At 70.2% G+C, this 19,214-nt stretch carries 16 protein-coding genes; 8 read left to right on the top strand and 8 right to left on the bottom strand.

Annotation, left to right across the window (positions count from 1 at the left end; all coding sequences use genetic code 11):
• Positions 1 to 47: 47 nt before the first annotated feature.
• Positions 48 to 917 (bottom strand): ATP-binding protein, encoded by an 870-nt coding sequence (locus DK427_RS22690; RefSeq protein ID WP_109953355.1) that lies wholly within the window; start codon positions 915 to 917, stop codon positions 48 to 50.
• 197 nt (positions 918 to 1,114) lie between these two features.
• Between DK427_RS22690 and yajC the strand changes: the two genes are divergently transcribed.
• From yajC to DK427_RS22665, 5 genes are all read left to right on the top strand, one after another.
• Positions 1,115 to 1,447, top strand: coding sequence for a preprotein translocase subunit YajC (gene yajC, locus DK427_RS22685; RefSeq protein ID WP_109953354.1), 333 nt, complete (start codon positions 1,115 to 1,117; stop codon positions 1,445 to 1,447).
• Positions 1,448 to 1,509: 62 nt separating this feature from the next.
• On the top strand, positions 1,510 to 3,117 hold the full coding sequence (secD, locus tag DK427_RS22680; RefSeq protein WP_109953353.1) for a protein translocase subunit SecD: 1,608 nt from the start codon (positions 1,510 to 1,512) through the stop codon (positions 3,115 to 3,117).
• A 51-nt stretch (positions 3,118 to 3,168) separates the two neighbouring features.
• Positions 3,169 to 4,113, top strand: a complete 945-nt coding sequence (secF, locus tag DK427_RS22675) for a protein translocase subunit SecF (protein WP_109953352.1) — start codon at positions 3,169 to 3,171, stop codon at positions 4,111 to 4,113.
• 4 nt (positions 4,114 to 4,117) lie between these two features.
• Positions 4,118 to 4,498 (top strand): Mth938-like domain-containing protein, encoded by a 381-nt coding sequence (locus DK427_RS22670; RefSeq protein ID WP_245930676.1) that lies wholly within the window; start codon positions 4,118 to 4,120, stop codon positions 4,496 to 4,498.
• An 8-nt stretch (positions 4,499 to 4,506) separates the two neighbouring features.
• Positions 4,507 to 5,400, top strand: coding sequence for a phytoene/squalene synthase family protein (locus DK427_RS22665; protein WP_109953351.1), 894 nt, complete (start codon positions 4,507 to 4,509; stop codon positions 5,398 to 5,400).
• Positions 5,401 to 5,466: 66 nt separating this feature from the next.
• Here the strand turns inward: DK427_RS22665 and DK427_RS22660 are convergent, their stop codons facing one another.
• Positions 5,467 to 7,038, bottom strand: coding sequence for a putative bifunctional diguanylate cyclase/phosphodiesterase (locus DK427_RS22660; RefSeq protein ID WP_109953350.1), 1,572 nt, complete (start codon positions 7,036 to 7,038; stop codon positions 5,467 to 5,469).
• 240 nt (positions 7,039 to 7,278) lie between these two features.
• On the opposite strand from DK427_RS22660, the gene DK427_RS22655 reads away from it, so the two are divergent.
• From DK427_RS22655 to DK427_RS22645, 3 genes are all read left to right on the top strand, one after another.
• Positions 7,279 to 9,003, top strand: coding sequence for an L-lactate permease (locus DK427_RS22655; protein ID WP_109953349.1), 1,725 nt, complete (start codon positions 7,279 to 7,281; stop codon positions 9,001 to 9,003).
• A gap of 138 nt (positions 9,004 to 9,141) precedes the next feature.
• Positions 9,142 to 9,672, top strand: a complete 531-nt coding sequence (locus DK427_RS22650) for a GNAT family N-acetyltransferase (protein WP_109953348.1) — start codon at positions 9,142 to 9,144, stop codon at positions 9,670 to 9,672.
• A gap of 86 nt (positions 9,673 to 9,758) precedes the next feature.
• A complete protein-coding gene (locus tag DK427_RS22645; protein ID WP_109953347.1) occupies positions 9,759 to 10,868 on the top strand; it encodes a DUF3616 domain-containing protein in 1,110 nt (369 codons plus the stop codon).
• 71 nt (positions 10,869 to 10,939) lie between these two features.
• Here DK427_RS22645 and trmFO read toward each other — a convergent pair whose 3' ends face one another.
• The 6 genes from trmFO to uvrA form a co-directional block, all read right to left on the bottom strand.
• Positions 10,940 to 12,361: a methylenetetrahydrofolate--tRNA-(uracil(54)-C(5))-methyltransferase (FADH(2)-oxidizing) TrmFO gene (gene trmFO, locus DK427_RS22640; protein ID WP_109953346.1), complete on the bottom strand. Its 1,422-nt coding sequence runs from the start codon at positions 12,359 to 12,361 to the stop codon at positions 10,940 to 10,942.
• A 66-nt stretch (positions 12,362 to 12,427) separates the two neighbouring features.
• On the bottom strand, positions 12,428 to 12,574 hold the full coding sequence (locus DK427_RS22635) for a DUF1127 domain-containing protein (RefSeq protein ID WP_109953345.1): 147 nt from the start codon (positions 12,572 to 12,574) through the stop codon (positions 12,428 to 12,430).
• 293 nt (positions 12,575 to 12,867) lie between these two features.
• Complete coding sequence (locus DK427_RS22630; protein ID WP_109953344.1) at positions 12,868 to 13,188, bottom strand: GCG_CRPN prefix-to-repeats domain-containing protein; 321 nt, start codon at positions 13,186 to 13,188, stop codon at positions 12,868 to 12,870.
• A 177-nt stretch (positions 13,189 to 13,365) separates the two neighbouring features.
• Positions 13,366 to 14,337 (bottom strand): S1C family serine protease, encoded by a 972-nt coding sequence (locus DK427_RS22625; RefSeq protein WP_109953343.1) that lies wholly within the window; start codon positions 14,335 to 14,337, stop codon positions 13,366 to 13,368.
• Positions 14,338 to 14,546: 209 nt separating this feature from the next.
• Positions 14,547 to 15,551 (bottom strand): transporter, encoded by a 1,005-nt coding sequence (locus tag DK427_RS22620; RefSeq protein WP_109953342.1) that lies wholly within the window; start codon positions 15,549 to 15,551, stop codon positions 14,547 to 14,549.
• A 507-nt stretch (positions 15,552 to 16,058) separates the two neighbouring features.
• Positions 16,059 to 19,190 (bottom strand): excinuclease ABC subunit UvrA, encoded by a 3,132-nt coding sequence (uvrA, locus tag DK427_RS22615; protein ID WP_109953341.1) that lies wholly within the window; start codon positions 19,188 to 19,190, stop codon positions 16,059 to 16,061.
• Between the last annotated feature and the right edge of the window lie 24 nt (positions 19,191 to 19,214).

Raw genomic sequence — 19,214 nt, 5'->3', positions numbered from 1 at the left:
CTGGACCTCGGGAAGGACGGCGGCCGGAGACGGCCGCCGTTCGCGTTTCAGCCGAGCCGCTGCCCGAGCCGGCCGGCGAGATCCTGGATGAACTGGAAGGCCGTGCGGCCCGAGCGCGAGCCGCGGGTGGTCGACCATTCGAGCGCCTCGGCCCGCAGCCGGTCGGGCTCCACGCTCAGGCCGTAATGGTCCACGTAGGCGCGGATCATCGCCAGGTACTCGTCCTGGCTGCACTTGTGGAAGCCGAGCCAGAGCCCGAACCGGTCGGAGAGCGAGACCTTCTCCTCAACCGCCTCGCCCGGGTTGATCGCGGTGGAGCGCTCGTTCTCGACCATCTCGCGGGCCAGCAGATGCCGCCGGTTCGAGGTGGCGTAGAACAGCACGTTCCCGGGCCGGCCCTCGATGCCGCCGTCGAGCGCGGTCTTGAGCGACTTGTAGGAGGTGTCGTCGGCGTCGAACGAGAGGTCGTCGCAGAACACGATCCAGCGGTGCGGGTCCGGCCGCAGCAGGGCCATCAGGTCGGGCAGCGCCTCGATGTCCTCGCGGTGGATCTCCACGAGCTTCATCGGCAGGTCGCCCGCCGCGCGCCCCGCGTTCACCTCGGCCTGCACCGCCTTGACCAGCGAGGACTTGCCCATGCCCCGCGCGCCCCAGAGCAGCGCATTGTTGGCCGGAAGCCCCTTGGCGAAGCGCGCGGTGTTGTCGGCCAGGATGTCGCGGTTGCGGTCGATGCCGGTGAGCAGCCCCATCTCGACGCGGTTGACCTGGGGCACGGGTTGCAGCCGGCGGTCCGACCCCCAGACGAAGGCGTCGGCCTGGGTCACGTCGGTCGGCACGCGCTGCGGCGGGGCCGCACGCTCCAGGGCTGTGGCGATCCGCTCCAGGAGCGGCATCAGGTCGTCGAGGGTCGTTGTCATCGAAGAACGCATCCAGGGGTGGCAAAGCCCCCGGCGCATACACCCGAGCGCGCCCCGCGATCCACCGCGGACATCCTCGAACCGTGGCGGAAGGTCCGCCGGGCGCCGTTGCTTTCGGGTCGGCGGCGGCTATAGTCCGCGCGCTTTTGGAGGGGGCCCGCGTACCGGCCCCTCAATCGTTTTGTGAGGAGACGCGCTTGATCACCCCCGCCTTCGCGCAAGGATCCGCCCCGGCCGGAGGCGCGGAGATCGCCTTGCAGGTGGTCCCGTTCATCCTCATCTTCGTGATCATGTACTTCCTGATCCTGCGACCCCAGCAAAAGCGGGTCAAGGAGCATCAGGCTCTGATCAAGAACGTGCGCCGCGACGACACGATCGTGACCACGGGCGGCCTCGTCGGCCGCGTCACCAAGGTGCTGGACGACGCCTCCGAGATCGAGGTCGAGATCGCGCCGAACGTGCGGGTGAAGATCGTCCGGACGATGATCTCCGAGGTCCGCGTCAAGGGCGGCCCGGTCAAGGCCGCCTGAGGCACACCCTGCGCGACGCCCGCCCTCGCGGCGGGCCTTGAGAACACAAGAGACGACGGCGGATGTTGCGCTTTTCCCGTTCGAAGATCATCGCGACGCTCGCCGTCATCCTGATCGGTCTGAGCTTGGCCGTGCCGAGCTTCTTCCCGGCCGACAGCCGGAAGGCCTTCATGGCCTCACTGCCGAGCTGGTTCCCGACCTGGATCGTCCCGACCCGCGCCATCGTGCTCGGCCTCGACCTGCAGGGCGGCTCGCAGCTCCTGCTCGAGGTCGACCAGAACGACCTCGTCGCTTCTCAGGCCAAGGGCCTGCGCGACGACGTGCGCCGCATCCTTCAGCAGGAGGGCGTGCGCGCCGACGGCGGCATCGGGCTCCAGCCGCGCGGCGTGCAGGTCCGCATCGCGGATGCCGCGGCCCGCGCCAAGGTGATGCCGAAGCTGCGCGAACTCGCCCAGCCGATCTCCAACGCGCTGGTCGGCCAGACCGGCGCCCGCACCCTCGACATCACCGAGCAGCCGGACGGCCTGATCCGCCTGACTCTGACCGATGCGGGCATCACCGACCGAACCCGCCGCGCGGTGAGCCAGGGTATCGAGGTCATCCGCCGCCGCCTCGACTCGACGGGCACCACCGAGCCCTCGATCCAGCAGCAGGGCGCCGACCGCATCCTGATCCAGGTGCCGGGCGAGCAAAATCCCGAGCGGCTGGAGAAGCTCCTGGGCTCCACCGCCAAGCTCGAATTCCGGATGCTCGCCGACTCGCCCTCCGGCGACGTCGACATGCTGCCGTCCCGCGACGAGAAGGGCGCCCGCGTCCCTGTCGAGCGCCGCATCATGGCCGACGGCGGCGACCTCACCGACGCCCAGCCCTCGTTCGATCAGCAGTCGCGCGAGCCGATGGTGAGCTTCAAGTTCAACCTCAAGGGCGCGCAGCGCTTCGGTCAGGCCACCGCCGAGAACGTCGGACGCCGCATGGCGATCGTGCTCGACAACGAGGTGGTCTCCGCCCCCGTGATCCGCACCGCCATAACCGGCGGCTCGGGCCAGATCACCGGCAACTTCACGGTGCAGCAGGCCAACGACCTCTCGGTGCTGCTGCGCGCCGGCGCGCTGCCGGCGAAGTTCACTGTGGTGGAGCGCCGCGTGGTCGGCCCCGGTCTGGGCCGCGACTCGATCGAGGCCGGCAAGATGGCGACGCTGGTCGCCGCCGCCCTCGTGGTCGCCTTCATGTTCGCGACCTACGGCACCTTCGGCTTCATCGCCAACATCGCGCTGATCGTCCATGTCGGCCTGATCCTCGGCCTGATGTCGGTGCTGGAGGCCACGATGACCCTGCCCGGCATCGCCGGCATCGTGCTCACCATCGGCACGGCGGTGGATTCCAACGTGCTAATCTACGAGCGCATGCGCGAGGAGGCCCGCGCCGGTCGCTCGCTGATCTCGGCGCTCCAGGCCGGCTTCGACCGGGCGTTCGCCACCATCATCGACTCGAACTCGACCATGGCGATCGCCGCGCTGATTCTGTTCTTCCTCGGCTCCGGCCCCGTGAAGGGCTTCGCGGTCGTGTTCATCCTCGGCATCCTCACCACGGTCATCACCGCCGTGACGCTGACCCGCATGATGATCGCCGTCTGGTACAACACCCTCCGGCCCAAGGCCCTGCCGTTCTGAACCCTTTGACTGGGGAGCCTGCATAAGACCTTCCCGAGCACGAGACCGATCATGCGCCTGCTTCGCCTCTGGCCCGACGAGTCGCACTTCGACTTCATGCGCTTCCGGCGCTTCACCTTCCCGCTCTCGGCGCTCCTGTCGGTGGCGACGGTGGTTCTGTTCGTCACCGTCGGCCTGAACTTCGGCATCGACTTCAAGGGCGGCACGTTGGTCGAGCTGCAGGCGAAGTCCGGCAAGGCGGACGTGGCGGCGGTGCGCCACACCGCCAACAGCTTCGGCTTCGGCGAGTCGGAGGTGCAGGAACTGGGCGGCGAGGGCCAGATCCTCGTGCGCTTCCCGCTCCAGGCCGGCGAGCAGGGCCAGACCGCGGTGATGAACAAGGCGCACGCCGCCTTCGACGCGGATTACGATTTCCGCCGGACCGAGACGGTGGGCCCGCGCGTCTCGGGCGAACTCGTGCAGTCCGGCACGCTCGGCGTCGTGCTCTCGGTCGTGGCCGTGCTGCTCTACCTCTGGTTCCGCTTCGAGCGGGAGCTGGCGCTCGGCGCCATCGTGGGCACGCTGCACGACATCGTGCTGACGGTCGGAATCTTCATCATCACCCGCATCGAGTTCAACATGACCTCGATCGCCGCGATCCTGACGATCGTCGGCTACTCGCTGAACGAGACCGTGGTGGTGTTCGACCGCACCCGGGAGCTGATGCGCCGCTACAAGACGATACCGACCGTCGAGCTGCTCAACCTCTCGATCAACTCCACCATGTCGCGCACCGTGATGACCTCGATCTCGACCGCGCTGTCGCTGCTGGCGCTGGTGCTGTTCGGCGGCGAGGCGATCAAGGGCTTCGCGGTGGTGATGCTCTGCGGCGTGGTGATCTGCACCTACTCGGCAATCTTCGTCTCGACCCCGGTGCTGATCTATCTCGGCCTGATGCTTTCTGGCGTGAAGCGCGCCTCGGAGAGCCGGGGCGGCGTGCCCCAGGCGGCGGAGTAGCGGCTTGGCAGCCTTCGACGCGGGCTTCCTGCCGGGACGCTTCCCGATCGACGCCTACGGCAACGGCGGCTTCCGCTTCGGCGACATGTCGCATCGCGGATCGATCCTCGTTCTGCCCATCGGCATCCGTGCCTGGGACGTCGCGGATCCGCGCCGCATCGACCGCACGGCGCTCCGCCCGGTCCAGGCCGAGGCGGAGTCGATCGAGCTCCTGCTCGTCGGCACGGGCGCCGACATCGTGCCGCTGCCCCCCGACCTGCGCGGCTGGCTCAAGGACATGAAGATCGGGCTCGACGTGATGCAGACGGGCGCGGCGGCGCGCACCTACAACATCCTGGCGGGCGAGAACCGCAAGGTCGCCGCCGCCCTGATCGCGGTGGCGTGAGGCGCCGGATGGCCGACCCGTTGAGCGAGAACGCGGCGGCGAACGGGGAGGGGGGCGGCCTCGACTTCGCCTTCCGTCACTGCGAGGCCCTGGTGCGCGCGGGCGACCCGGACCGCTACTTCGCAACCCTCTTCGCCCCGGCCGCGGCGCGGCCCCATCTCTTCGCCCTCTTCGCCTTCAGCCTCACGATCGCTCGCGTGCGCGAGGCCGCCACCAACCCGATGGCCGGCGAGATCCGCCTGCAATGGTGGCGCGACGCGCTGCAGGGCGAGGCCCGCGGCGACGTGCGGGCCAACCCCGTCGCGGCGGCGCTCGAGGACGCGATCGTCGCGCGCCGGCTCGGGCGCCAGCCCTTCGTCGATCTGATCGACGCCCGCGTCTTCGACCTCTACGACGACCCGATGCCCCGCCTGAACGACCTGGAGGGCTATTGCGGCGAGACAGCCTCCAGCCTGTTCCGGCTGGCCAGCCTGATCGTCGCGGACGGGACGGATCCGGGCGGCGCGACGGCCGCGGGCCACGCGGGCGTGGCCTACGGTATCACGGGCCTGCTGCGGGCGCTGCCCTGGCACGCCCGCTCGGGCCACGTCTACCTGCCGGCCGACATCCTGGGCCGGCACGGCGTCACCCGCGAGGATATCGTGACGGGCCGCGGCGGCCCGGGCCTCAAGGGCGCCTGCGCGGACCTCCGCGACGTGGCGCGGCGCCATCTCGAAGCCGCCCACGCCCGGGACGCCGCCCTGGCGCCGGCCGTGCGTCTCGCCTTCCTGCCGCTCGCGCTGACCGAAGACTATTTGGCGGCGATGGAGCGGGTCACCTACGACCCGCTCAACACGCCGGTGGAGATCCCGCGCTGGCGCCGGCTCTGGCGGTTGTGGCGCGCGGCGCGGGCCGCGCGATGAGGCCCGAATCTTCGGCCGATCCTGTACGGGCCCAGCCCGACGGGCGAACCGGATCCCCCTGAACCGTCAAGCCACCTCCTTCATCGGCGCGCTCATCCCGTGCGCGCCGGGCGCGGCGAGCAGGGCCGTCAGCTCAGCCCGCGGCATCGGGGCGCCGAAGAGGTAGCCCTGGCCGTAATCGCAGCCCTGGCCCGAGAGCCAGTCCACGCTCGCATCCGTCTCGATGCCCTCCGCGGTGGTGACGAGGCCGAGGCTCGCCGAGAGCTTGATGATCGCGTCCACGAGCTTGGCCCGCTCGTCGCTCATCGTGATGGTGTCGACGTAGGAGCGGTCGATCTTCAGCTTGTCGAACTTCAGCTCGCGCAGGTGGTAGAGGCTCGAATAGCCGGTGCCAAAATCGTCGAGCGCGATGCGGACGCCGAGGTTCTGCAGCGAGGTCAGGGTGGTGCGGGCGGCCTCCAGGTCCTGCACCAGGGCGCTCTCGGTGATCTCCACCTCCAGGCGCGAGGGCGGGAAGCCCGTCTCCGTCAGGATCGACAGGATGCGCTCGCACAACCAGCGGTCCTGGAACTGCTGGGGCGAGATGTTGACCGCGAGCAGGAGGTGGGAGGGCCAGTCGCGCGCATCGAGACAGGCTTGGCGCAGCAGGCGGTAGCAGAGGTCGGCGATCATGCCGGTCTCCTCCGCGATCCCGATGAAGTGGCCGGGCGTGAGCAGGCCCCGCACCGGGTGGCGCCAGCGCGCCAGCACCTCGACGCCGATCAGCGTCTTCTCCGGCAGCGCCACGACGGGCTGGTAGAAGGGCTCGATCTCGCCGCGCTGGATCGCGTCGCGCAGCTCGCTCTCGAGCTGGGCGCGGGCGCGCAGCTCGAGATCCATCGCGCTCTTGAAGACCCGGTAGGTGCCGCGCCCGTCCTTCTTGCCCTGGTACATCGCGAGGTCGGCCGCGTGCAGCACCGCGTCGGCATCCGCCATCTCGGTCTCGACCAGCGCGATGCCGACGGTGCCGCCGACCTTCAGCGCGTTGCCGCACCAGAGGACCGGCTCGCCGATCGCCGCGATCATCGCCTGGGCGAGGCGCACGAGGCCGTCGCTGCCGCTTTCGAGCGGCACCAGCACGGCGAACTCGTCGCCGCCGAGGCGCGCCGCGACGCCGCCCGCCGGGATCAGCCGGCGCAGACGCTCGGCGACCGCGCAGAGCACCGCGTTGCCGGCCGCGTGGCCGTAGATGTCGTTGACCGGCTTGAAGCGGTCGAGATCGAGCAGCAGAACGGCGTGGCTCGGCACCGGCCCGGCGCCCGCGCGCTGCGCCTTGACGGCTTCGAGGAAGAGACGGCGGTTGGCGAGACCCGTCAGCACATCGTGCCGGGCGATGGCCTCGGCCTCTCGGGCCGCCGCATCCCGCTCGCGCAGCGCGTCGCGCAGCAGCAGCGACTTGCGCACGCTGGCACCGAACATCGCGAGCCCCATCAGGGCGACCAGCATGAAGAGGTCCGAGACGCCGTGACGCGCCACGAAGGCGTTCAGGCTCTCGAAGGCGTGGAACTGCGCGCCGATGATCCAGAGGCACGCCCCGATCATCAGGAGACAGAGTGCCTCGTAGAGCTCACCCTCACCCCAGCTGCCGCGTTTCGACATCGCTCACCTCTCCTGTCGGAGCAGGAAGCCATCGCGGTGGTTTCGTGCGGGCTAAGGACGGAGGCGGAGAGCGGGGCTGAGCGGCTCCAAGGTGAATCGGGGGTTAAGCGGACGGATGCGGTGCCGGGTGCCGGCCTCCGGCACGCCCAGGGTCCCGGCGTTGAGCCACAAGCAAGGCTCTGTTAGAGGCCGAGCAACGGGACCGTCCAAGAGACGGCTCGATCGGAGGATACGCCCCCCGTGACAACCTGGAACCAAGTCTACGACCCGTTCGGGAACGCGTGGCTATCGACGTTTGCCGCCTCGCTTCCTGTGATTGCCCTGCTTGGCATGATCGCCAGCGGCAAAGTGCAGGCGCATATCGCCGCCGTACTATCGCTCATCATCGCCTTTCTGGTGGCGACGTTCCTGTTCACCATGCCGATGGATCTGGCGTTCCGCGCCTCCGTGCTCGGCATGGTCACCGGCTTCTTCCCGATCGGCTGGATCATCCTCAACGTGATCTTCCTCTACCGGCTCACGGTGGAGAAGGGCTGGTTCGCGACCCTCCAGCAATCGGTCGCCGGCATCACGGCGGACCGGCGCATCCAGCTTCTCCTCGTGGCCTTCGCCTTCGGCGCCTTCTTCGAGGGCGCGGGCGGCTTCGGCACCCCGGTGGCGGTAACGGGCGCGATCCTGATCGGCCTCGGCTTCTCGCCGCTCGCGGCCTCGGGCCTCTCGCTCATCGCCAATACGGCGCCCGTCGCCTACGGCGCGCTCGGCGCCCCGATCCAGGGCCTGGCCTCGGTGACGGGCTACGACCCCTACGTGCTCGGCGCGATGATCGGCCGGCAGCTGCCCTTCTTCTCGGTGATCGTGCCGTTCTGGCTGATCTGGGTCTTCGCGGGCTTCCGCGGCATGATCAAGATCTGGCCGCCGATCCTCGTCTGCGGCGCCTCCTTCGCGGCCGCGCAGTTCCTGATCTCGAACTACGTCAACCCGTGGATCGTCGATATCGGCGCCTCGCTGGTCTCGATGGGCGCGCTCGTCCTGTTCCTGAAGTTCTGGCAGCCCCGGGAGATCTGGACCTCGCCGGCGCTTCGCGGCAACGACCCGTCGATCGGTTACGGTACCCCGCGCCCCGCCTCGCTCGGCGCCGCGGTGCCTGGCGACCTGCCCAAGGTCGAGCTCGGCGGCCGCACCGCCTCGTCCCGCGAGATCATGATGGCGTGGGTGCCGTGGATCATCCTCTCGGTCGTGGTCGCGATCTGGGGCACGGGCTGGTTCAAGGGCATCGTCAACCCGCTCTTCACCTGGAAATACGAGGTGCCGGGGCTGCACAACGTGATCATGAAGGTGCCGCCGGTCGAGGCGCATCCGAAGGCCGAGCCCGCGATCTTCGCCTTCACCTACATGTCCTACACCGGGACCGGCGTGCTCTTCGCGGCGCTGATCTCCGGCCTGATCATGCGCTTCTCGCCGCTGCGCCTCGTCACCGCCTACATCGAGACGATCTGGGTGCTGCGCTACTCGCTCATCACCATCGCGGCGATGCTGGCGCTGGGGGTGCTCACCCGCTACGCGGGCGTCGACGCCACGCTCGGCCTCGCGTTCGCCGGCACGGGCATCCTCTACCCGTTCTTCGGCACGCTGCTCGGCTGGCTCGGCGTGGCGCTGACGGGCTCCGACACCGCCTCCAACGTGCTCTTCGGCGGCCTGCAGAAGATCACCTCGGAGCAGCTCGGTCTGTCGGGCATCCTGATGGCCTCGGCGAACTCGTCAGGCGGCGTGATGGGCAAGATGATCGACGCCCAGTCGATCGTCGTAGCCTCGACCGCGACCGGCTATTTCGGCCAGGAGGGCAAGATTCTGCGCTTCGTGTTCTGGCACTCGATCGTGCTGGCCTGCCTCGTGGGCGGCCTCGTGATGCTGCAGGCCTACGTGCACCCGTTCAGCGCCATGGTGATCCACCCGCCCGCGCCCTGAGAGCACCGGACCTGAGCCAGCCGCCCTGAGCGACCCGTCCCGGACGTCCGGGGCGGGTTTTTTCATGGGCGAGCGGGATTAAGCCGCTTCCGGCAACCGTGCCTTCCCGGCGCCCGCGCGCGCACCAGATCCTGCGGGATGTTCCTCCGCCGCTTCCGACAGGACACGCTCACCGATCTGCCCGGCCTGACGACCGAGCGGCTCGCCATCGCGGGGCTCGCGCCCGGCGACGCGGAGGCGATGCGCCGCCTCACCGACGATCCGGCGATCACCGGCGCCGTCGACTTCCTGCCCGATCCGTTCACGCTGGAGGACGCGCGGGCCATGATCGCGGGCGGCGCGCGCGGGCGCGACCGCTTCCTCGGCGCCTGGACCCGGGCCGACCGCGGCCTCGTCGGCGTCGTCGGCGCCCACCTGCGGGGCGAGGGGGCGGTCGAGATCGGATACTGGATCGGCGGAGCCGCGCGCGGGCGCGGCTTCGGGGCCGAGGCGGTCTCGGGGATCGTCGGGCTGCTGAAGGGGCGCTTCCCCCGCCGCACGATCGTGGCGGAGTGCCGGCCCACCAACACGGCCTCATGGGGGCTGCTGACGAAGCTCGGATTTCGCGATACGGGCGACGACGGCCATCGGCCAGGCCGGCGGGTGATGGTCTGGGGTCAGACGATCTAGCGGGGCCGTGTGCCGCGAGGGCCGCGCTTCTTCGCGCGCCATCGATCGGCTACGGTTGCCCGCCCGATGACCGGTGATCCCTCGACATGAACGCCCGCACGAACGCCCGAGCGGCCCTCCGGCCCGGCCTCGCGGCCTCGCTCCTCCTCGCCGTGCTCACGGTCGCCGGTGGCGCGCCGGCCCGCGCGGGCGGAGCCGAACCCTGGCCGGTCTCGGGCAAGCTCTACGGAGAGCCGGACCAGAACCGTCCCGAGGACACCGCCGCGAGCGACAAGGCCGACGACGTCAGCGGCATCGCCTGCGCGACCGATTCGGGCTTCCCACGCGTCTGCCTCGTGGCGGACGACGAATCCCAGGGTGCGCAGATCGTGATCCTGCGCGACGGTGCCCTGCGGGCCGGCAGCTTCATCCGCCTGATCGATGCCGCCCATGAGGGGGTGCCGCTCGAACTCGACGCGGAGGGCGTGGCCTACGCGGACGGTGCCTTCTACGTGATCGGGTCACACGGTCGCCCGCGGCGCGCCGCGGGCAAGCCGGAGGCCGGCACGGTGGCCCGGGCCGAGGCGACGCGGCAGCTGTTCCGGATCCGCTTCGACCCCGCCGCCGTCGATCCCGAGACCGGCGTGCTCAAGGGCAATCCCGAGATCACCGGCACGCGGGCGCTTGCGCGGCTGATCCGGGAGGATCCCGTGCTGAAGCCCTTCCACGACCGCCCGCTCGAGGAGGGCGGCGTGACGGTCGAGGGGGTCGCCGTGCGCGACGGCCAACTCCACGCGGGCTTCCGCGGGCCGGTCCTCGAAGGCGGCGACGCCGTGGTCATCTCGGTGCCTCTGACGAACCTGTTCGAGGGGGAGCCAAGCCCCGCGCAGGTCAGCCGGATCGCGCTCGGGCGCGACACCACCGGACAGGCGCGCGGAGTGCGCGATCTCGTCGCCGTGCCGGAGGGCTTCCTGATCCTGGCCGGTCCGATGCTGGACCCGAAGGGCGACGGCGTCGAGGCCGGGGACTACGCGGTCTATCGCTGGAACGGCACCGACGCCCCCGTTCAGGCGCTCGCCCTCGACGGCTACGGCCGGAAGGTCAAGCCCGAGGCGCTCCTGCCGCTGGACCGGACGACGGAGCGCCAGCGCGCCCTGGTGCTATTCGACGGGCCCAAGGAAGGCGCGCCGCGGGTGGTGGAGATCCCGCTGCGCTGATGCGCTTCGGGGCGTCGCCCTGAGAACCCGCCGCTGGGTATCGCCCCCTTCGGGGTCCCAGTCGGGCCGACCTATTCCGCCGCCGCGCGCGGCGCGTCGCCGCCGATCCAGGCCGCGAGGTCCGCCCGTGCCCGATCGGTCAGCGCACGCTTCTTCAGCGCCGCCTTCTCGGGGCCGCGCAGGCGTCGGCCGGTCTCGTTGCGGGGCATCCGGTCAAGCGGCGGGAACAGGCCGAAATTGACGTTCATCGGTTGGAAGGAGCGCGGCGCGCCCTCGTCCTGCGCCTCCACATGCCCCCCTGTGATGTGGGCGATGAGCGCGCCGAGCGCCGTCGTCTGCGGCAGGGGCGCGAGCGGCCTGCCCTCGGCCTCCGCCACCGCGAAACGGCCCGCCATCAGGCCGACGGCGGCGCTCTCGACGTAGCCCTCGCAGCCGGTGATCTGGCCTGCGAAGCGCAAGGCGGGCCTCGCCTTCAGCCGGAGCGTGGCGTCGAGGAGCCGCGGGCTGTCCAGATAGGTGTTGCGGTGCAGCCCCCCGAGGCGGGCGAACTCGGCGTTCTCCAGGCCCGGGATCGTGCGGAAGATCCGCACCTGCTCGGCGTGGCGCAGCTTCGTCTGGAAGCCGACCATGTTGTAGAGGGTGCCCAGCGCGTTGTCCTGGCGCAGCTGCACGATGGCGCAGGCCTTCACGGTCGGGTTGTGCGGGTTGGTGAGGCCAACGGGCTTCATCGGGCCGTGCCGCAGGGTCTCGGGACCGCGCTCGGCCATCACCTCGATTGGCAGGCAGCCGTCGAAATAGGGGGTCGAGGCCTCCCACTCCTTGAAGCCGGTCTTCTCGCCCGCGATCAGGGCAGCGATGAAGGCGTCGTACTGCTCGCGGTCCAGCGGACAGTTGATGTAGTCGGCACCCGTGCCGCCCGGCCCCGCCTTGTCGTAGCGGGACTGGAACCACGCCTTGCCCATGTCGATGGAATCGCGGTGCACGATCGGCGCGATGGCGTCGAAGAAGGCCAGCGATTCGGCACCGGTGAGCGTCCGGATCGCCTCGGCGAGGCCGGGCGCGGTGAGCGGGCCGGTCGCCACGATGGTCGGGCCCCAGCTCTCGGGCGGCAGGTCGTCGATCGCCTCGCGCCGGATCTCGACGTTCGGGTGCGCCGCGAGCGCGGCGGTGACGGCCTCGGAGAAACCGTCGCGGTCGACCGCCAGCGCGCCGCCGGCCGGCACCTGATGCGCGTCGCCGGCCCGCATGATCAGCGAGCCGAGGGTGCGCATCTCTTGGTGCAGCAGGCCGACGGCATTGCCGTTCGGGTCGTCGGAGCGGAAGGAGTTCGAGCAGACGAGCTCGGCCAGACCTTCGGTCTGGTGCGCCTCGGTGCGACGGACGGGCCGCATCTCGTGGATCACGGCCCGGTGGCCGGCCTCGGCGATCTGCCAGGCGGCCTCGGAGCCGGCGAGCCCGCCGCCGACGATGTGGATGATGCTAGCCTCGGTCATGCGCCGGCATAGCGGAGGCGGGGGCCCTCAATCAACGGGCCCGCCGGGTGCGGAAGGCGGGCGCGGTCAGTGGCGCGCGAGGCCGCGGATCTCGTGACGGCTGATGCCGAGATCGGCGAGTTCGCGGTCGCTCAGGCGGGAGAGCTGCGTGACGGTGTCCCGGTAGCGCAGGTAGGCGCGGACACGGTTCAGAACGCTGCGGGCGGCGGCCATGGAAAAACGGAACCTCTGCTGACGGCGAGGCCGCCCATTGCGTGGGCAGCTCCGCCTGTGATTGGTGCAACGCATATATGGCTCGCCGCACCGCAGCAGGAGTCGGTGCGGCGAGCGGCTGATATGCAGCAAGAGCATGTTCCGCTTAAGGTTTCGGCAATCCACCGGGGTGACCGATCTCGCGCCAGGACGAGCTTGGAAAGCTTCTCCCGAACCTGCCCGCCCGGCAGGCCTGCAAAGGAAAAAGGCACCTCGCGGTGCGAGGTGCCTTCCTGGTTCTTCGGCCGATGAGCCTACCAGCGCGGGCCATAGACGCCGTAGGGCCGGTAGGGGCGCGGATAGGGTCGGCCGTACGGTCCCCAGCCGATCGGACGGCGATAGTAGGGTCGCGGGCCCCAATAGGGGCGGGGGCCCCAGTTCGGGCGGCAGACGCCCCAGGGATTCGGGTGGAAGCCGGGACCGCAACCGCCCGCGACCGTCTGGACCGTCGCCTCGCCCGAGAGGGGGGCCGGGGCGAGCGGTGCGGCGCTGGCCGGCCCTGCGAGAGCGAGGCCGCCCGCGACGAGGGCGGCCAGACCGAGCACGCGCGTGCGCGGCGCGTTCACATGCGTCATGACGGATCTCCTTGATATCCGGGCCGGAGGCTCCGGACGGCGCAGGGGAAGCTGCACCCGTGCGGATGAACCGGCGCTGATAGGCGAAGCTAGCCTTCGGTCAGGAAAAGCCTCGCGGGATGCTCAACGCGAGACTGCGGGCGAGGGTTCTGCGCCGCACCGACAGCGCCGGACGGCTCAGTGCAGCGGCGGGCTGATCAGGAAGCGCTCGCGGTCGCCGGAGACCACCGTGAGCTTCAGCGTGCGCCCGTCGCGCCGCACGGTCAGCGGCACGCGCACGCCCGCCTCGCCCAGCGCCCAGACGCTGCGGAAGAGATCCGCGAGATCGGCGACCGGCTCGCCCGCCACGGCCTCGATCAGGTCGCCGATCCGCAGGTCGGCGCTCTCGGCCGGGCCGTTGTCGGCGAGCCCCATCACCACAAGGCCCTCGTCGCTCTCCGTCGCGTAGAGGCCGAGCCACGGCCGGGGCGGCCGGTTCGGCCGGCCGCGCGCGATGATGTCGTCGAGGATCGGGGGCAGGAGCTCGATCGGTACCACCATGTTGATCGCGCGGGCACTGCCCCCGCCCTGCTGCAACTGCAGCGAGCCGATGCCCAGAAGTTCGCCCTCCGGCCCGATCAGGGCGGTCCCGCCCCAGTGCGGGTGGGACGGCGCGGTGAAGAGCGCCTCGTCCAGGACGTATTCCCAGTAGCCGGCGAATTCCTGCCGGGCGACGAGTTCGACGGAGACGGCCCGGGAGCGCCCGCCCGCACCGGCAACCACCGCGCGGTCGCCGACCTTGAGGGTACGGGAATCGCCGAGCCGCAGGACCGGAACGTCGAGCCGCCCGAGCGCCTGCACGAGACCGAACCCGGTGGCGGCGTCGAACCCCATCACGTGGCCGGGCACCGAGCGGCCGTCATGGGTGGTCAGCCACACGGTCTCGGCCTCGGTGACGAGGTAGCCGATGGTGAGGACGAGGCCGTCATCGCGGATCACCACGCCGTTGCCGGCCCGCTCGGTGCCCAGCACCTCCGCGGTGAAGGCGGTCTCCGGGATGCGGGTCGACAGTGCCACGACGGCAGAGACCGCCCGTTCGAGGTCGTAGTGGTAGTCGGCGGCCTTTGGCTGGACGGATGCCGGGATCTTCCAGTCGCCCTGGCTACTCATGCCGCTCACCCGCCGCTCGCGTCTCCGGCCCTGCCGGGAAGGTCCCGGCCTGGGGATCCGCGCTGAGATAGGACACCGCCGCGCCGCCGACAGCCGTTTCGGCCGATCGGATTCGACGCCGGACGAAAAATGAGAAAGCCGCCCGGCGATAACCGGGCGGCTCTTCCGAAGCGCGATGGACGGGCGCCCGAAGGCGCCCGAACCGGCGATCAGTACTTGCGCACCAGCGGAGCCGGGGCGATCGGGGCAGCCGGGGCCGCCGCGGTGTAGAGCGGGGCGATGATGCGGAACCAGCCGTCGGTCGAGTAGTTGTCGCGGGTCCGGCCGAGGGCGTCCAGGTAGCGGGCGCCGGTGGCGACGTCGCGGGCGACGTAGAGCTGGGCGGTGAAGGGTCCGAAATCGTAGCCGATGAGGCCGCCGAGGGCGAACCGGCCGCGGTTGCCGGCAGCGGCCGACAGCGGGCCGATGTCGAAGTTGAACGTGCCGTAACCGACGGCGCCGATCTCGAGCTTGCCGAACTTCTTCGTCGCGGTGAGGTCGATGTTCAGCGCGTCGGAGATGTTGATCGGGCCGATCAGGCCGCCGACGCGGCCGGGGAAGCGGCCGGGCGAGTCGTAGATGTTGGCCGTCAGGTTGGCGGTGATGTTCCAGCCGTCGGCGGTGTAGCTGCCGGCGACGCCGAAGCGGTAGGTGTTCGACGAGAGCTGCGGCAGCACCGGGGTGCAGAGGGGGGTCAGAGCAGCGGGGTTGCAGAGCGAGCCGCGGTCGCCGTTCAGGTCGTTCAGGTACACGCCGCCGAGCAGGGCGGTGCTGAAGCCGCCGCCGAGGTCCCAAGCCAGCTGGGCGGACACGAAGGTGCCGACGTTGATCGAGATGTCGCGGTTGGCGACGCCGGCCGGGTTGCGCGTGAAGGCGAAGACCGTCGGCGCGGCGACGAGGAACCGGAGGTTCGCATCGAGCGGACGCCAGGGGGTCGACCAGACCAGCAGCGGGATGTTGACCGCCGTGTCGGCGGAGCCGGACAGCGCCGAGGAGGGCGCATCAGGACGGCGGTAGGTGAAGGTGTTGATCGCGTAGATACCCTCCGGGAGCGGCGCGGCGGCCGCGAGGCCGACCTGCTCACCGGGCACCGTGGTCGTCTGAGCGAGCGCCGGCGTCGCCGTCGCGCCGGCCGTGAGCGCGAGCGCGCCGGCTGCGAGCCACTTCTTCATCATGTTATCGTTCCTTCCCAAGGATCCCTGGCCTCCGTCCCGCAGCCCCGGCACTTCGGTTCCGGTCCGCTGCCGTGCAGCCCCCGAATCGCCCGGTGCCGGGTGCCCCCTTACGGCGCCACCCCAAGTCTCAACGATTGGGACTATTCTACACGAAGCCTCGGAAGGACAGTGGAATGCCTGCCCGGCGGGCAGAAGCGCTCGCAGCGTTGCGCAAAAGCCGCATTCCTGCCGCAGCGCCGAAGGACCTGTTCTTGTCTGATCTGCCACCGCCGCGGCGGACGACCCGGCAAAATAACTCAGAATGGTCAAGCTGTTGCGCGGGGCGGCCGCCCGGGAGAATCCGGCAAGGAAGGCCGGGAGGGTCGCCACCGCCGCCCCGGTGCGGGAGCGGGCGCTGCCCGCTCGTGGAGCAGGTTCGTGCCGCTTCGGCACGCGGACAGTCCGCGCGCCGCTCCGAATCGAGCCGGCAGCCCGGAGAATCACCCCCCCGCGGGAGGCGCGAGTCTGCTACTCGGCCGCGTCGCGCCGCGCCGCGGGCGGCTGGCGCTCCGGCACCTTGGCCGCGAGCGGGCGGCGCTCCAGCACCTCGCGCAGGAACCGGCCGGTATGGCTGCCGCCTACCCGGGCGATCTGCTCGGGCGTGCCCTGGGCGACGACCTGTCCGCCGCCGCTGCCGCCCTCGGGCCCCATGTCGATCACCCAGTCAGCCGTCTTGATGACCTCCAGGTTGTGCTCGATCACCACGACGGTGTTGCCCTGGTTCACGAGTTCGTGGAGCACCTCCATCAGCTTGGCCACGTCGTGGAAGTGCAGGCCCGTGGTCGGCTCGTCCAGGATATAGAGTGTTCGTCCCGTGGCGCGCTTCGAGAGCTCCTTGGAGAGCTTCACGCGCTGCGCCTCGCCGCCGGACAGCGTCGTCGCCTGCTGGCCGACCCGGACGTAGTGCAGGCCGACGCGCTTCAGGGTCTCCATCTTGTCGCGGATCGAGGGCACCGCCTTGAACAGCTCGGCCGCCTCCTCGACCGTCATGTCGAGGACGTCGGAGATGGAGCGCTCGCGGTACTTCACCTCCAGCGTCTCGCGGTCGTAGCGCTTGCCCTTGCAGACGTCGCAGGTGACGTAGACGTCGGGCAGGAAGTGCATCTCGATCTTGATCACGCCGTCGCCCGAGCAGGCCTCGCAGCGCCCGCCCTTCACGTTGAAGGAGAAGCGCCCGGCCTGGTAGCCGCGGGCCTTGGCCTCGGGCAGGCCAGCGAACCAATCGCGGATCGGCGTGAAGGCGCCGATATAGGTGGCGGGGTTCGAGCGCGGCGTGCGCCCGATCGGCGACTGGTCGATGTCGATGACCTTGTCGAGGTGTTCCAGCCCCTCCAGCCGCCCGTAGGGGGCCGGGTGCTCCAGGGCGCCGTTCAGCTTCTTCGCCACCGCCTTGTAGAGCGTGTCGATGATGAGGGTCGACTTGCCGCCGCCCGAGACGCCCGTGATGCAGGTGAAGGTGCCGAGCGGGATCTCGACGTCGACGTCCCGCAGATTGTTGCCGCGCGCGCCGTAGAGGGCGAGCTTGCCCTTGCGGCCCTTCCGGCGCGTGGCGGGCGTGCGCACCGAGAGCGCGCCGGTCAGGTATTTGGCGGTCAGTGAATCGGGGTGCGCCAGCACCTCCTGCGGCGTGCCCTGCGCGATGATGCGTCCGCCGTGGATGCCGGCGCCCGGGCCGACATCGACCACGTAGTCGGCCTGCAGGATCGCGTCCTCGTCGTGCTCGACCACGATCACCGAGTTGCCGAGATCGCGCAGGCGCTTCAGCGTGCCGAGCAAGCGCTCGTTGTCGCGCTGGTGCAGGCCGATCGAGGGCTCGTCCAGCACGTAGAGCACGCCGGTCAGCCCCGAGCCGATCTGCGAGGCGAGGCGGATGCGCTGGCTCTCGCCACCCGACAGCGAGCCGGAGCCGCGCGCGAGCGTCAGGTATTCGAGACCGACATCGACCAGGAAGGTCAGGCGGTCGCGGATCTCCTTCAGGATGCGGACGGCGATCTCGTTCTGCTTCGCGGTGAGCTTCTTGGGCAGGTCTGAGAACCAGCGATGCGCGTCCGAGACCGAGAGCGCCGTCACCGCGGCGATGTCCTGCATGTCGATCTTCACCGCGAGCGCCTCGGGCTTCAGACGCTTGCCGGCGCAGGCCGCGCAGGGCGTCTCGCTCATGAAGCGGCCGATCTCCTCGCGGGCGGCGTCGCTGTCGGTCTCCTTGTAGCGGCGCTCGAGGTTGGGGATCACGCCCTCGAAGGGCTTCGTGACCCCGTAGGCGCGCGTGCCGTCGTCGTAGGCGAAGCGCACCGCCTGCTCGCCCGTGCCGTAGAGGACCACGGCGCGGGCCGAGGCCGCCAACTCGTCCCAGGGGGTCGTGGTCTTGAAGCCGAAATGCTTGGCGAGCGCGTCGAGCGTCTGGCCGTAATAGGGCGAGGTGGACTTCGCCCAGGGCGCGACCGCGCCGCGCTTCAGGCTCAGCGCCCCGTCCGAGATCACGAGTTCGGGGTCGATGCGCATCTCGTGCCCGATGCCGCCGCAGGTCGGGCAGGCGCCGAACGGGTTGTTGAACGAGAACAGCCGGGGCTCGATCTCGGGAATCGTGAAGCCGGAGACCGGACAGGCGAAGCGCGACGAGAAGGTGATCTTGCGTGGCGCCTCGCCCTCGGGCGCGTCGGCGAACTCGATGTCGGCGATGCCGTCGGCGAGATCCAGCGCCGTCTCGAACGACTCGGCGAGCCGCGAGCCGATATCGTCGCGCACCACGATCCGGTCCACCACGACGTCGATATCGTGCTTCAGCTTCTTGTCGAGCTTGGGCACGTCGTCGATGGCGTAGTACTCGCCGTCGATGCGCAGGCGCTGGAAGCCCTTCTTCTGGTACTCGGCGATCTCCTTGCGGTACTCCCCCTTGCGCCCGCGCACCACGGGCGCCAGCAGGTAGAGCCGAGTCTTCTCCGGCAGGGCCAGGACGCGATCGACCATCTGGCTGACCGTCTGGCTCTCGATCGGCAGGCCGGTGGCCGGCGAGTAGGGAATGCCGACCCGCGCCCAGAGCAGGCGCATGTAGTCGTAGATCTCCGTGACGGTGCCGACCGTCGAGCGCGGGTTCTTCGAGGTGGTCTTCTGCTCGATGGAGATGGCCGGCGAGAGACCGTCGATCTGATCGACATCGGGCTTGGCCATCATCTCCAGGAACTGGCGCGCGTAGGCCGAGAGCGACTCGACGTAGCGGCGCTGCCCCTCGGCATAGATCGTGTCGAAGGCCAGCGACGACTTGCCGGAGCCGGACAGGCCCGTGAACACCACCAGCTTGTCACGCGGGATCGTCAGGTCGACGTTCTTGAGATTGTGCTCGCGCGCGCCGCGCACCGCGATTACGCGCCGATCGCCGGGTGCGGCGCCCTCGAACAGCCGGTCGAACCGGTCCTCGGCCTCGGCCACCCTGGAGGCCGGCGCTGCGACCCGCGCCTTCGTAGCCGCCTTTGTAGCCGTTTTGATCGCGTCGGCCGTCTCGGCCGCGGCACTGCCCGCCTTGCGGGTCACCTTGCCGGCGCCGGACTTGCTGGTACCGGACTTGCCGGCCGAGTTCTTCGCGGCGACGTTGGCTTTGGCCATGGGCGGGCGGTCTTTCGGGGCGTC

Source organism: Methylobacterium radiodurans, assembly GCF_003173735.1.
Classification (GTDB): domain Bacteria; phylum Pseudomonadota; class Alphaproteobacteria; order Rhizobiales; family Beijerinckiaceae; genus Methylobacterium; species Methylobacterium radiodurans.
The sequence above is the reverse complement of the archived record's forward strand: the minus strand, read 5'-3'. Positions and strand labels throughout refer to the sequence as shown.

Excerpts from the sequence above, each read along its gene's own strand:
- DK427_RS22690 (WP_109953355.1), bottom strand. The coding sequence starts at position 917 with ATGACAACGACCCTCGACGACCTGATGCCGCTCCTGGAGCGGATCGCC.
- secD (WP_109953353.1), top strand. The coding sequence starts at position 1,510 with ATGTTGCGCTTTTCCCGTTCGAAGATCATCGCGACGCTCGCCGTCATC.
- secF (WP_109953352.1), top strand. The coding sequence starts at position 3,169 with ATGCGCCTGCTTCGCCTCTGGCCCGACGAGTCGCACTTCGACTTCATG.
- DK427_RS22665 (WP_109953351.1), top strand. The coding sequence starts at position 4,507 with ATGGCCGACCCGTTGAGCGAGAACGCGGCGGCGAACGGGGAGGGGGGC.
- DK427_RS22660 (WP_109953350.1), bottom strand. The coding sequence starts at position 7,038 with ATGTCGAAACGCGGCAGCTGGGGTGAGGGTGAGCTCTACGAGGCACTC.
- DK427_RS22650 (WP_109953348.1), top strand. The coding sequence starts at position 9,142 with ATGTTCCTCCGCCGCTTCCGACAGGACACGCTCACCGATCTGCCCGGC.
- DK427_RS22645 (WP_109953347.1), top strand. The coding sequence starts at position 9,759 with ATGAACGCCCGCACGAACGCCCGAGCGGCCCTCCGGCCCGGCCTCGCG.
- trmFO (WP_109953346.1), bottom strand. The coding sequence starts at position 12,361 with ATGACCGAGGCTAGCATCATCCACATCGTCGGCGGCGGGCTCGCCGGC.
- DK427_RS22635 (WP_109953345.1), bottom strand. The coding sequence starts at position 12,574 with ATGGCCGCCGCCCGCAGCGTTCTGAACCGTGTCCGCGCCTACCTGCGC.
- DK427_RS22630 (WP_109953344.1), bottom strand. The coding sequence starts at position 13,188 with ATGACGCATGTGAACGCGCCGCGCACGCGCGTGCTCGGTCTGGCCGCC.
- DK427_RS22625 (WP_109953343.1), bottom strand. The coding sequence starts at position 14,337 with ATGAGTAGCCAGGGCGACTGGAAGATCCCGGCATCCGTCCAGCCAAAG.
- DK427_RS22620 (WP_109953342.1), bottom strand. The coding sequence starts at position 15,551 with ATGATGAAGAAGTGGCTCGCAGCCGGCGCGCTCGCGCTCACGGCCGGC.
- uvrA (WP_109953341.1), bottom strand. The coding sequence starts at position 19,190 with ATGGCCAAAGCCAACGTCGCCGCGAAGAACTCGGCCGGCAAGTCCGGT.